Below are 12,676 nucleotides of genomic sequence, written 5' to 3'. Positions count from 1 at the left end.
GAGCATACTTTGAGCACTAGGATTGCTCAAAGTATGCCCATGCTCTCTTCAATTGAATCCTGAACAAAAATAGCTGGACTGTCGTATCACCGAATTTAGCTCCTCCCCATCTGTGGCAGGGCTGCTTCCCTGATCAGCACTGAAGCATTGCCATGCTCCTGCTTTAGAAAACATCCTGATTCTGCTCCATTTTGTCATGAAGGGGAGACAGAGCTTTGGGTAGAGATGGCAATTTGTCTGGTGGCCTAATCTTCTAGACTAAGGTCACGCCAACGGTTCAGGGCTGCGGCCAGTTCAAACCTGCGAAACGCGACAAAATCTCCTTCTGGAAAGGAACTGAGGGTAGATAAACCTTCTGTAGAGAGTTGTGACAAGATTGCTTGGATCGCAGCCGCAAAATTTAGATCAGTCGGTGGAGAGTCATGCAAATACAGAATAGCGGCTGCGATCCCACGCAGTTGCCCGGACTCCACAAGCTGTTCAACTTGGCTCAGATCAATGGCTTCGCGACCTACAATAATTTCCCGTAATTCATGGACTTTAACCTTGGCGGGTCGGCCTTTCCACTCTAGGGAGCTAGGTTTGAGCTGCAGCCTTCGAGGCTGGCGATTACCGATAAGTTGGGCCGCTTCGCAGATGCGATCGCTTGGATACTGAGCTGCGATCGCAAGCGCTTGCTCCGTCACGTTTTCAGGGCGATACGCAGATAGGGCAATCACCGTATCAGCCACTTCAAAGTAATCTCCACTGCCCCCCATCACCAAAATACTGGAAACCCCGTGATCCTCATATAGGGGGCGAATTTGATCGATTAACGGGGTGATCGGTTCTTGGTCTTTGGCAATTAGGGATTGCATTCTGCGATCGCGAATCATCAAATTGGTAGCGGTAGTATCTTCGTCAATCAATAAGACTTGGGCCTCTAGCTCCAAAGCTTCGATGATATTGGCTGCCTGAGAGGTACTGCCACTGGCATTCGTCGTATAAAACTGCGTCGTGGTCTGTTGATGGGGCAGATGGTTAATAAACGGAGACAGATCTAATCCCGTCACCGGACGTCCCTCTTCCGCTCGAATTTTGACCGCATCCACATCGGTCACCACATACTCGCGACCATCTCCCGGAATATGGTTGTAAATTCCTAGCTCTAACGCTTTCAGCAGCGTCGACTTGCCATGATAGCCCCCACCAACAATCAGTGTAATCCCTGCAGGAATCCCCATGCCCGTGATCAAACCACGATGGGGACAGTGAAATTCAACCCGTAAGGATGCCGGTGATTGAAAGGGGGTGGCGGATTCTAAAGGCCGGATATCAATCCCACTGCCACGGGGCAAAATGGCCCCATCAGCGACAAAAGCCACTAATTTTTGAGTAGACAGTTGCTGTCTCAACCAGTCGGCATCTTCATGGGTATCAATGTGGTGCTGGAGATTTTGAGTGGGCAATTGAGGATACAGCATGCCCTCAACCAGCTCAGAAATCTGTTCACAGAGCAAATCAGCAGCCTGCCAACCATCAATGCGGCGTCCCTGAGCCGGTAAACCAACCCAAAAACGTAGTTCTACCTGCTCGTCATCAATAACAGCTGTCGTACGCTCTAGAATTTCTGGCCCCGGCGGAGTAATGGCAAGCAATCCGCTATTTCCGGTTCCCGAACGACGCTGTCTCTGCTGGGTCAGCTGGTGAAACTGTCGCGTTAAGAAATCCCGTAGTCCCACTTCTCGACTGTGATTAGCGTATGACTCTGGTGGAAAGCCTGCAATTTGCTGTGGAATCAGGACTCGGCACTGGCTGGGCTTGGCGAAGGGATCGCCCTGTACCCGATCAATTTTGAGCGTGAATTGGGGAAAATAGTACTCACCTCGGATGGATTTGTAGGCTTTATAGCCTTTGCCATCCAGTTGCCATAACTGCTCTGCTAGACGGGTATGATCGGTCATAGCCACTCCTGCCAAAAAGGGTCGGCCTCGCCTAGAGATATCATGCTCTCTGCCGAGACTTCACCATTAAAAAGGGAGCTGCAGGCAAGACGCAACAACCCTAATGCAAGACGTTTCACTCTGGCTCGTTCCCACACCCAAAGATTCTGCCTATCTGCAAGCAATCATCGATCCGCTTGCCGACAAATACCAAGCCCCTAGATTTAGCCCCCATGTAACCGTTGCAGGTCGTCTCCAAGTCTCTGATCACTATCAATCTTCACTAGCGGCTCTGGCAGCGGCTACACCTGTCTTGCAACTGGATAATCAAGGGTTAGACCATAGCGCAGCATTATTTCGCACCGTTTATATCCGTACCTCTTTAGCCGATCCTCTGGTGGCCTTGCGGCAAAGGGTTTATGAATTGTGGCTTGAGAATGCAATCAAGCCTTTTATGCCCCATATCAGTTTGATCTACAAAGAATTAGCCCCCCTCGAACGCCAGATCATTATTCAAGCATTGCGGATCAAGGAAACGTTTATTTTCGATACCCTGGCAGTCGTCTGTCCACAACAACCCGGAGAGTGGACCGCAGTAGAAACTTGGCAAACCCTGGAACGCTGGAATCTCAATGATCTAGCTGCTTTTGAAATCAACCCCTAGTTCTCAACCATTATGGATCAATCAGAAACTTTTCAAGACTATGTAGGCGATTTTGGCAATTATTCATGGGTTGTATTGTTTGTGAACGCTCCCATAGATGTGGTTTCCAAAGTCTATGGTGAGACCTTACAGCGTGAAATGGGTCACCATTTACCCATCACGACATCCTTCCCCAAACAAGCGGATCAATATGGCCCTACGGGTGCGGTTGTCCAAGTCATAGATAGTGACTGGGTGATTATCTTCCATCATGTCGGCAGATATATACCGCTGGATTCGGCATCAGACTTCTCTCAAAAACTGAAGGCCAAAGTACTCGTATTTTCAGGAGAAGATACCTCAGGCACTGTAGATTGCGAACTATTTTCACCCGAAAATACCAAAACCCGCTACCAAACCACCGAAGACTTTGAAGAGGAAGCAGAAATTTATGAGGAAATGGCTGAAGAATTAGAAGCAGCAGGTGTATCTCCTCAACCCAGCACCATTATTGATAGCTACGAGAAATTTTTTCAATCCTTAGGGATCCAAACGGTTGAGCTGACCCTAGACGAGAGTCGATCCAAGGCATTCGTCTCCGAAGACTATCAGCACCAAATTCAAAGAGTAGATCTGATCATCCAGCCTTTATAAGTCAGTGACAATCAGCCTCTTAGAAGGAGCCATTGAAACCGAGCAGGGTCCAGTCTTAACGCAACCCTTTCATCTGCTGGGCAGTACTGGACTGATTCTGCAGCGTAAAGGGGCTGCTTAACGGCTGCCCACGACCTGCCGATAGCGGCTTTGATTTAGACCACAACTTTGCAGATCGGGGTTGCTATCGCATTCATTTTGAGAGCCTGATTGAATCTCACTCTCCAGGCGAACCACTCGATCTGGAGCGGCTGGGTGGGTACTTAAAAAGGTGGGGGTTGATCGACTCGAAACGAGTTTGCGCATAAATTCAGGCATCGCTGAGGTGGCATACCCTGCTGCTCTCAACATGCGGAGTCCTTCTCGATCGGCATCATATTCGTCACTGCGGCTTTGGGGACGACTGACTAATAAGTTGACCCCAATATTGGCGACTTGACTGCGATTGGAGCCCGTAATAGCGGTTGTTAGTCCTTGAGCCACCATCGTCTTGCGAATTTGCTTGACTAGGTGTTTGCGGTCAATATGGCCAATTTCATGGCCAATGACGCTAGCGAGCTGGGCTTCGTTATCTGCGGTATTAATCAGACCTGTAGTGACATAAACCCGCCCTCCCATCGTGGCAAAGGCATTTACCCGCTTATCATCGACGACCTGAAAACGGTAGGCTACTTTCCGGCGTCTCGCCCCGGCATCTACTAAACGCTGACCAATGCGGCTCACATAGCGATTGAGGGACCGCCCTTGATGCAAGCGCATTCCTTGGCTTTGGAGGTTGCGATGAATTTGCTCGCCTAGCTCTCGTTCCTGCTTATTAGAAAGATTGGAGAGTTGGATGACTTGAATCCCCCGAAAGATCAAGTCTCTCAAAGGAATAGCTTGGGCAGGATTTGGGGTTGCGATCGCAAGACTCGTTGCTAAAGCAGTTGCCGCAACAACACGCTTAGAAATGGGCAGCTGAGAGACTGCATCCTTCATAAAGTCACCAGACGATGAAACAGCATCATAGGTCTATCTCGTTGCTCGCTTAATCTTGCTAGTTAATCAAGGCGTCCCAACCCATATTGAACATGGATGGACTGACACCGACATCATCAACCAGTTTTGAGCAAGGAGATATACGACTCCTATGTGCTAATTATGACGCTGAATGCCCCTAGGAGTTTCCCAAAAACAACCGAATCTAGCGGGCTAGGCTACGCTTAATAAGCATTTTGGTCTTTGAGGAAAACAAAAGCTGTCTTCAAAAGAATTTGAATATCTAGACTGAGAGACCAGTTTTTGAGGTATTCCAAATCATAATCAATGCGTCGCTTCATCTTGTCCAAGGTTTCCGTTTCACCCCGGCAACCATTCACCTGAGCCCACCCGGTAATGCCAGGCTTAACCTTATGGCGAAGCATATAGCCACTGATTAGCTTGCGGTACATTTCATTGTGAGCCACCGCATGGGGACGAGGTCCGACCAGACTCATGCGACCTTGCCACACATTCAAAAATTGAGGGAGTTCATCCAAAGACGTTTTGCGTAAGAAGCCACCCAAAGGGGTAATACGACGATCACCGCGAGTCGCCTGAATCACTGCTCCACCATCTTCCATTACCGTCATGGAACGAAACTTGTAAACAATGATTTCTTGGCCATTTAAGCCATACCGACGCTGCTTAAACAAAATAGGACCGGGTGAAGATAGCTTCACGGCCATGGCAATCACCGTCATCACTGGAGACAGCACCACCAGGGCTAACCCAGATAACACCACATCAATGGCCCGCTTAAAGACATACTGCAAGTCAGAAAAAGGAATCTCCCAGATCGAAATCAAAGGTACACCATTGATTTCGTAAGACCGACCATGCATCAGGCTGTACATCAACAGACTAGGCACGAAATAAACACAGGCAGTCGTATCTTGTAGTGCCTCAATCAGTTCTGCAAATCGCGGTTCATCATCCGCGGCACAGGCCAGATACACCACATCAATATGATGTTGACGAACATAGTCGGGAACTTCAGATAACTTACCCACCATCGGAACATCTGGTAATTCCGATGGCGACTGATCATCAAAAAAGCCACTGAGCCGAATCCCTAAGTCCTTACACTCCCGAATCTGCTCTGCTAGATCCAGGCTGACTTGATTCACCCCAGCAATCACAGCAGACTTAGAATTGCGTCCAGAGATGCGAATTTGGCGGAGCATTGCCCAAACCAAAAAGTGAACCACGAGCAACACCATCGGCACACTGCAAGACCAGGTCAAGATCAGCGCTCTCGAAAAAATCATCGAGGTCTTGGTCGCAAAGCCGATGAAAAGCATCAGCCCCATTACAATTGACCATCCCAGAACAAACCTAATGGCTAGCAATCTTGCAGCCAGACTGCGGTAGGGACGATACATACCGGTTGCCTTAAAGACAGGCAAAATTAGTAGAAAGACTGTCAGGGCAAAGAGTTGCAGACTGGTGGTAAAAGGAATGGCATAAAAATGAGCCAAAATCACTAGTAACAAGACTGCCAATGTAGGATCCAGAAGGCGCTGCACCAATGTCACGATTGACGTATTGGCTCGGAGTGTCCAGTGGGAGTTATGGCTCATAAATCATCTTGGGGAGAACAAATACTTGTTAACTTGGCCAAATATGGCCTAATTCTAAAAGCTCAGCGCGATGAATGCTGCTATTAAAACTACACTTGTAGCTTTGTCAACTTCATTGTTGATTTTTCCTGACAAAAGAGAAGTGATAGTGATCACCCTGGATATTGCGAGTTACAAATCACTCGATCAAAGCGCTTAATCCAGCAGTGCTATGCTTCAAAATTGAAGAGAATTCCAGGAAAAACAAAGATTGGACGAGTATAGCGTATGGTCACTCAAAATTATACTTTGAAATAAAATTGCACACTATTTATGACCTTTGAGCCTCCACAACTAGGAAAGTACTAGTTTGTGATACTCATTTTCGGTAATAAGTTCCCGAGTTGATTCAACTCGGTCAAGAAATACATAGCCCTGTAAATGGTCGCATTCATGCTGAATAATGCGTGCAACAAAGTCATGGAAAATTTCTTGCTGAGCATGACCCTTGCGATCTTGGTATTCAACAGAAATAGTAGATGCACGAGGGACTAATCCCCGAATACCCGGTACACTCAAACAGCCTTCCCAGTCCTTCACCTGCTCTGCACTGATATCGGTGAGTTGAGGATTAATCATTGCAATTGGATCCATATGAGGCGCATGAGGATATCTGAGGGTGGGGCGGGAGGCCACAATCACAACTTGCCAATCAATGCCCACTTGAGGGGCGGCAATGCCGACACCATTGGCCTGCCCCATAGTCCCAATTAAGTCATCAATGAGAGACTGAATCTCCCGAGAGGTAGGATCTTCAACAGGGCGAGCAGTCCGGCGAAGTTTAGGGTTACCGAGTTGAAGAACTTCTAGTTGCATCGCTGACATAAATGGCTATCCCCTCTGCTTAAGAGTGGTTCAATTTTAACGCTGTCGATTTGATTCTGTTGCCGTAAAGCACAACAGTAATGTTCACTTCTTTGGAGTCTTGATCGGATTCGGCTGGCCTTTGACATTGGACTCAATAATCCCTAAGTTTTGCCAAAAATCGGGCGGATATTCCAGGTCTGCTTTGCCAACCCAGCCTCTTTCTAGATTAAGAATGTAACCTTTATCTGCCTTCTGATAACTGACTGACTGAATTGCAAGCTGATCCCAATCTCCGGTATATTTCAAATCCGCCAAGGATTGGGGATAGTCTCCATAACGCACATGATGCAATTCAATTAAAGTAATGGCTGTTTTAAAGTGTTGATCGCCAAACTGGTTATCGGCTTCTTGCGAGAACTGATTAAAGGCTTCTGGTAACCCACAGGCTCCTATACCGACGGTCAGACCCAGCAGTAAGACAATTTGCGACAGTGGGTGGGTGGAAATCTGTCCCATAGGGTTAACGACCTAAATCATGCATGGAATTAATGACATCAGCACATTGCTGAGTGACATCGGCTAGTGCAGTCCGATCTCGGCTAGGAGGGGGTGGAATGGGCTCGCCAATCCGAATGGTTAACGGCACACTGCGCGGCAATTTTTGCCCCTTCGGCAAAATCTTTTCAGTCCCCCATAAAGAGACAGGCAGGATGGGAGCCTGAATTTTACTGGCAATAAGTGCCGCCCCTTGCTTGGGATTGTTAATTCGCCCATCTGCGGTACGGGTGCCTTGTAAGAATAACCCCACGGCCCATCCTTGGTCCAAAGATGCTAACGCAGCTCGAATCGCACTGCGATCTGCGGATCCGCGATTCACAGGATAGGCACCATACCACCGAATCAAAGTGGATAGGACAGGTACCTCAAAGAGTTCCTGTTTGGCCATAAATGCGACAGGGCGGCGCATACAGTTGGACAACAGTGGCGGATCAAAGTCACTCGCATGATTGCTAACCACAATTAAAGGCCCTTGTTGCGGAACCCGTTCAGCATTATGAATCCGCCCCTGGAAATAAACATGCAAAGAGGGACTCACCACCGTCCATTTGAACAGGTGGTAGAGGGCTAAGCTAATTGTGGGCTCACGCTGTTGTGGCATGGAGCGAACCTCGGCAGAGAACTCAATTAGACTGACAATATCAAATTGGTGTGAGATTGGTCGGTTAAACCTGATCTAAACTCAAACGGGTAAGCTCTCCAAGCTATTGATATTCGTTAGGGTCATCTCTTTACAGGTACGCTTGACCAAACCCGTTAAGACTTTACCCGGTCCGACTTCCATAACGGATTCAATCCCTTGATCGGCGAAAACAAGAGCCGTTTCCCGCCAGCGCACAGGACCCGTCATTTGCTGGATCAGGCGAGTTTGGAGGGTAGCTGGATCTGTAGAAGGTGTCGGTTCCACATTAGAGACAACCGGAACCTGTGCCGATTGAAAGTCGATGGAATTTAGAACTGATTCATAGTCAGCCGCAGCATCTGCCATCAAGGGAGAATGGAACGCACCGCTCACATTCAGTTCGACCGCTCGCTTGACTTTAATACTGCCTAAGACGGTATCAACGGCGGCTGGCGTCCCCGAAATGACGACTTGGCCAGCATGGTTATCATTGGCTAAAACAACACCCTCTGTACTTTCAACAGTTTGATTGAGCTGATCACGATCGAACCCCATTAGAGCCGCCATTTTGCCGTCCGAAGATTGAGACATGAGGGTTGAACGTTTTTGCACCAGCTTTAAGCCCGATTCAAAGTCAAAAACCTGGGCTGAGTATAGAGCAACATATTCTCCTAAGCTATGACCAGCAACCAAATCGGGTTTCAGTCCTTTCTCAGTCAGTAGATCGGAAAAAATAGCAGCTACTACATATAAGCAGGGCTGGGTGTAATTGGTTTGGGAAAGGCGGCTTTCATCTTCTCGGCATACCTCGGGGACAGACCATCCCAAGATGCTTTCTGCGGCTGCAAACCGCTGTTTACCGATTTCGGTATCGAGTAGGTCTAGGCCCATTCCAAGCGCCTGGGACCCTTGCCCAGGAAATACCCATGCTGTTTTGGTCATATCTTCTGATTATTGTGTCAGCTCCACCTTCCAGTCTTGCACTGAACGGTAGCGTTCATGACAATTTTTCGGGGCATCAACTCCGTTTGAACCGTTTTTGACGCCAATAGGTTGATCCTGCGACCAGTATTCCAGTCAATGCTAAAGCACCTATTAAAGGAGCAAGGTTGCCGGAATTAAGAGCTTGAACGCTAGAACTACCCAAGAGAACAAAGGGCAAAACGCTAGGAACCGTGCCTAAGATTGTACCGATCAAAAAATCACGAAAGCGGATAGAGGTGAGACCCGCCGCAAAGTTAACCAGGCCGTAGGGCATAATCGGCACTAACCGAATCGCAAACATATAGAAGAGGCCGCCCCATTTGACCTCAGCATCCATTTTTTGCCAGCGTCCTGCCAACCGTTTGGCAATGGGTTCGCGACCGATGGTGCGGCTAAAGTAAAAGGCCACAACGGCGGCAATAATGGCGGCAAGACTTGTCCAAAGGGTTCCTAGCCAAGGGCCGAACAAACCACCTCCTGTAAGGTTTAGAGCAGTAGAAGGAAGAACCAATAGGGTAGCAATCACATAGGCCAAGATGTAATAAATCGGCCCCCAAATCCCTGCACCATGAACCAGTGTTTTAATTTGAGTGGTATCGAGCTTACCCATTACCAATAGAGCAATGCCTGTTGCGATCACACACACTACAGTTAGTAGAAGAAGGCTTTTGCGGGGAGTGAAAGATTTAGCCCGTTTCATAAATCATTCAGGTTAATGGCAGATGGCCAGAGTTATTATCTGGTTTAGGGTTTTGATATGGGTACATTCTGCAAATAACGTGCAGATATGTCGGTTTTTTAGAACTGTAAGCACCTATGAATTCGTTGATTCAGATGCAGGCGGTCGTAGAGTCACCTTATTACGAAGGTGAATTTCTTTGTCCTTGGCCGATTCCAAAATTCAAGCCTTTGTCGATGATCCATTTATGCGGAGAAATGACATATCCAGAAATCGGTTTGGTGTTTGCTCAATTGGCGAAATACAACCAAATAGAACTCGAAAAGAAGAAACAAACTGTTTTGGAACAGATCCTGGAAATAGAAAGTTTAGTGTTACCAGGTGGTATACAAATCGTATCTGAAGATAAAGTTATTCCTCCAAGTTGTTGTTGTGGGCTGGAAACATGGCGCGAATGGATTGATTTTCTACAAACAGGCCATTCTCCTTGGTTAGGGCATGATCCAAGTCCATGGGTTGAGCATCAAGGCAATATTATTCGTATTTGGTCAGATGGTTATACTGAACCAACTCGAGATGCGTTTTATGTTGAGGTTTCACGACCTGATTTTGAGAAAGCATTGATATGTGTGGAGCGAGAGCTGCAAGCGTTTCTATTTTCTATCGAAAGCTGGGCGCAAGACATTAGCTTTGCAGGGTCTAATAAGTTATTTCAGAAATTTGATCATTGCTTCCAGATTTGGAAAGCAGCGTAAAAAGGCTTAAAGTTTGACAGCCATATAATCATTACGACGACTTAAATTTGCATGTAATATCGATGACAATCGCTAACCGCAACCGTTAAGCATGGGTAACTCAATAAGCAGGTTGAGACACTCTCAGAAGATGGCACAATTGTTATCCAGCAGATAGCGCTCGCTTTTGGTGCAGTTTCAGAGTGGTGTATAACTTTCCGTAGAAGATGGCTAGTGATCGATCGTCCTTGGCTATTGCTTAGGAATTAAGTCAGTCCCCCAATGCAATAGATGAATGAACACATGACATCTTCTAAAACCAATGCGTCCCAAAATGGCAGCTTGTACATTGTGGCAACGCCAATTGGGAATTTAGAAGATATGAGTTTTCGAGCGGTACGGATTTTGCAAACCGTGGCTGCGATCGCAGCTGAAGATACGCGCCACACGGGCAAACTGCTCCATCACTTTCAGGTCAAAACCCCGCAAATTAGCTATCACCAACACAACACTCAAACCCGGACTCCTGAACTGATTGAACGATTACAGACCGGACAAGATTTGGCCCTGGTTAGCGATGCCGGGATGCCAGGAATTTCCGATCCGGGAGTGGAGCTTGTACAAGCTTGTGTCGAGGCTGGGATAGAAGTGATACCGATTCCTGGTGCCAACGCTGCGATCGCAGCGTTGGTAGCATCGGGATTACCCTGCGATCGCTTTTGTTTTGAAGGGTTTCTGCCCGCGAAGGGGAAAGCACGTCAACAGCGGTTACAGGATATAGCGACGGAATCGCGCACCGTTGTCCTATATGAAGCCCCTCATCGCTTACGCCAGACCTTACAAGATTTAGCAGAGCAGGTGGAAGATGATCGACAGATTGTATTAGCGCGGGAATTAACAAAACGGTTTGAAGAGTTTTGGCGAGGGTCGGTGCAAGCTGCCATCACCCACTATCAAAGCCATGAACCAAAAGGTGAATTTACGTTGGTATTAGCGGGGGAAGTAGTGAGCAAGACCTTACCAACGGACACAGATTTACGTGCAGAATTGCAAGCGTTATTAGCTCAAGGATGGTCTAAGTCGCGGGCCAGTCGGCAATTGGCAGAGAAACACGACATGTCTCGTCGCCAAATTTACCAGCTCACCCTAGATTTGGAATAACTCGATTACCGCTGTTGAGAGCGGCTGACATATTGACCATGAACACTCACCATATAAGGCACGCAATAGGTGAGCATCGCTGAGATCCAGCGCGTACGGGTCATTTTGTTTTGGGTTAGGGCTGTGCCATGGTTGATGGCAAATAAAATAGACCCCACTATGGCCGCAACTTTTAAGGCATTGGTCCGATAGATGGGATCTATTAAAGCCGCGAGATAGCCTCGCAATACAAACATTGATCGTTATTGAAAAGTCAGCAAAGTATTTGAGAAGAACCGGAACAATCCATGTTCTCTCTCATTATCGCTCTGCGAAACTCCGATCTGCATTTGAGGTTGCAGTGGTATCTGCTTCGAAAAAGACGTTGTAGATGAAACCAGCTGCGATCGCGCCTGCAATCGGCGCGACCCAAAAAAGCCAAACTTGCTGAAATAACTGCATGTTGCCAGCTAAAGCCACAATCAAGGCGGGGCCGGTACTACGAGCAGGGTTAACGGATGTATTGGTAATCGGAATACTGATTAAATGAATCAGAGTGAGGCCTAAACCAATGGCAACGGGAGCAAACCCTTGGGGCGCACGTTTATCTGTTGCACCTAAGATGATCAGCAAGAACATCATAGTTAACAAGAATTCTGCAATCAAGCAAGCAACAAGACTATATTGCCCCGGAGAATGATTGCCATAACCATTTGTGGCTAGGGGATTTAGATTGACTGCGGGATCACCGATTAAATCAGTTCCGTTTCCACTAGCAATCACGAATAACAGTCCAGCTGCAACAATCGCACCCACCACTTGAGCAATGATGTAAGGCAACAATTCTGAGCTAGGAAAACGTTTGCCAGCCCAAAGTCCAAAAGAGACGGCTGGGTTGAAATGCCCGCCAGAAATGTGACCTACGGCATAGGCCATCGTCAAAACGGTTAAACCAAAGGCCAGGGACACCCCGGTAAAGCCAATGCCCAAAGAAAAAGGAAAGGCTTCTTTGGCTTCACCAACTTCTAAGCTGGTGGTGTATACAGCAGCAAAAATAGCACTGCCACAGCCTCCAAAGGTGAGCCAGAACGTGCCAAAAAACTCAGCAAAAACTTTTTTTGTAATTGACATAGATGAACTCCATCTTCAAGAAATGAGGAACGTAACTTTCATACCCCCCTTAGCTCTGCCACTCTTCTCAGGTTCACGAGTGTGTGCAATGAGCAAAGGTCAGTGAATCTCAGGATAGAGATAAATAAAGAGCATCAACAATTCAGAATCGTCATAAACAAAC

General features: G+C 47.4%; 14 protein-coding genes. 4 read left to right on the top strand and 10 right to left on the bottom strand.

All coding sequences use genetic code 11. The features are described from left to right. Positions 1-245: 245 nt before the first annotated feature. Positions 246-1,943: an ABC-ATPase domain-containing protein gene (locus tag HRE53_RS14710; RefSeq protein ID WP_235106989.1), complete on the bottom strand. Its 1,698-nt coding sequence runs from the start codon at positions 1,941-1,943 to the stop codon at positions 246-248. A gap of 103 nt (positions 1,944-2,046) precedes the next feature. On the opposite strand from HRE53_RS14710, the gene HRE53_RS14705 reads away from it, so the two are divergent. Both HRE53_RS14705 and HRE53_RS14700 read left to right on the top strand, forming a co-directional pair. Continuing rightward, positions 2,047-2,586: a 2'-5' RNA ligase family protein gene (locus HRE53_RS14705; protein ID WP_235106988.1), complete on the top strand. Its 540-nt coding sequence runs from the start codon at positions 2,047-2,049 to the stop codon at positions 2,584-2,586. A 12-nt stretch (positions 2,587-2,598) separates the two neighbouring features. Continuing rightward, positions 2,599-3,219 (top strand): hypothetical protein, encoded by a 621-nt coding sequence (locus HRE53_RS14700; protein WP_235106987.1) that lies wholly within the window; start codon positions 2,599-2,601, stop codon positions 3,217-3,219. 117 nt (positions 3,220-3,336) lie between these two features. Here HRE53_RS14700 and HRE53_RS14695 read toward each other — a convergent pair whose 3' ends face one another. The 7 genes from HRE53_RS14695 to HRE53_RS14665 all read right to left on the bottom strand — a co-directional run bounded on the left by HRE53_RS14695 (position 3,337) and on the right by HRE53_RS14665 (position 9,529). Beyond that, the gene (locus HRE53_RS14695) at positions 3,337-4,197 is read right to left on the bottom strand and encodes a M48 family metallopeptidase (protein WP_212664089.1); all 861 of its coding nucleotides are present in this window, start codon (positions 4,195-4,197) and stop codon (positions 3,337-3,339) included. A gap of 224 nt (positions 4,198-4,421) precedes the next feature. Then, complete coding sequence (locus HRE53_RS14690; RefSeq protein WP_235106986.1) at positions 4,422-5,819, bottom strand: undecaprenyl-phosphate glucose phosphotransferase; 1,398 nt, start codon at positions 5,817-5,819, stop codon at positions 4,422-4,424. Between the two features lie 333 nt (positions 5,820-6,152). Continuing rightward, positions 6,153-6,683: a peptide deformylase gene (gene def, locus HRE53_RS14685; RefSeq protein WP_235106985.1), complete on the bottom strand. Its 531-nt coding sequence runs from the start codon at positions 6,681-6,683 to the stop codon at positions 6,153-6,155. A gap of 84 nt (positions 6,684-6,767) precedes the next feature. Further along, positions 6,768-7,181 carry a hypothetical protein gene (locus HRE53_RS14680; protein WP_235106984.1) on the bottom strand — a complete coding sequence of 138 codons (414 nt, stop codon included), beginning with the start codon at positions 7,179-7,181 and terminating at the stop codon, positions 6,768-6,770. A gap of 4 nt (positions 7,182-7,185) precedes the next feature. After that, positions 7,186-7,824: a 1-acyl-sn-glycerol-3-phosphate acyltransferase gene (locus tag HRE53_RS14675; RefSeq protein ID WP_235106983.1), complete on the bottom strand. Its 639-nt coding sequence runs from the start codon at positions 7,822-7,824 to the stop codon at positions 7,186-7,188. Between the two features lie 81 nt (positions 7,825-7,905). After that, on the bottom strand, positions 7,906-8,787 hold the full coding sequence (gene fabD / locus HRE53_RS14670; protein WP_235106982.1) for an ACP S-malonyltransferase: 882 nt from the start codon (positions 8,785-8,787) through the stop codon (positions 7,906-7,908). 76 nt (positions 8,788-8,863) lie between these two features. Next, positions 8,864-9,529 (bottom strand): TVP38/TMEM64 family protein, encoded by a 666-nt coding sequence (locus tag HRE53_RS14665; RefSeq protein WP_235106981.1) that lies wholly within the window; start codon positions 9,527-9,529, stop codon positions 8,864-8,866. Between the two features lie 116 nt (positions 9,530-9,645). Here HRE53_RS14665 and HRE53_RS14660 point away from each other — a divergent pair, with 116 nt between their 5' ends. Next, the gene (locus HRE53_RS14660; RefSeq protein ID WP_235106980.1) at positions 9,646-10,263 is read left to right on the top strand and encodes a hypothetical protein; all 618 of its coding nucleotides are present in this window, start codon (positions 9,646-9,648) and stop codon (positions 10,261-10,263) included. Positions 10,264-10,545: 282 nt separating this feature from the next. After that, complete coding sequence (gene rsmI, locus HRE53_RS14655; RefSeq protein ID WP_235106979.1) at positions 10,546-11,403, top strand: 16S rRNA (cytidine(1402)-2'-O)-methyltransferase; 858 nt, start codon at positions 10,546-10,548, stop codon at positions 11,401-11,403. Positions 11,404-11,408: 5 nt separating this feature from the next. On the opposite strand, the gene nrtS is transcribed toward rsmI, so the two are convergent. Then, positions 11,409-11,639: a nitrate/nitrite transporter NrtS gene (gene nrtS / locus HRE53_RS14650; protein WP_235106978.1), complete on the bottom strand. Its 231-nt coding sequence runs from the start codon at positions 11,637-11,639 to the stop codon at positions 11,409-11,411. 64 nt (positions 11,640-11,703) lie between these two features. Further along, entirely contained in the window at positions 11,704-12,513 is an 810-nt protein-coding gene (gene aqpZ / locus HRE53_RS14645) for an aquaporin Z (protein WP_212664080.1), read from the bottom strand. Positions 12,514-12,676 lie beyond the last annotated feature (163 nt).

This window comes from Acaryochloris sp. 'Moss Beach' (genome assembly GCF_021497025.1).
Taxonomy (GTDB): domain Bacteria; phylum Cyanobacteriota; class Cyanobacteriia; order Thermosynechococcales; family Thermosynechococcaceae; genus Acaryochloris; species Acaryochloris marina_A.
This window is presented reverse-complemented; position numbering and strand designations above follow the sequence as displayed.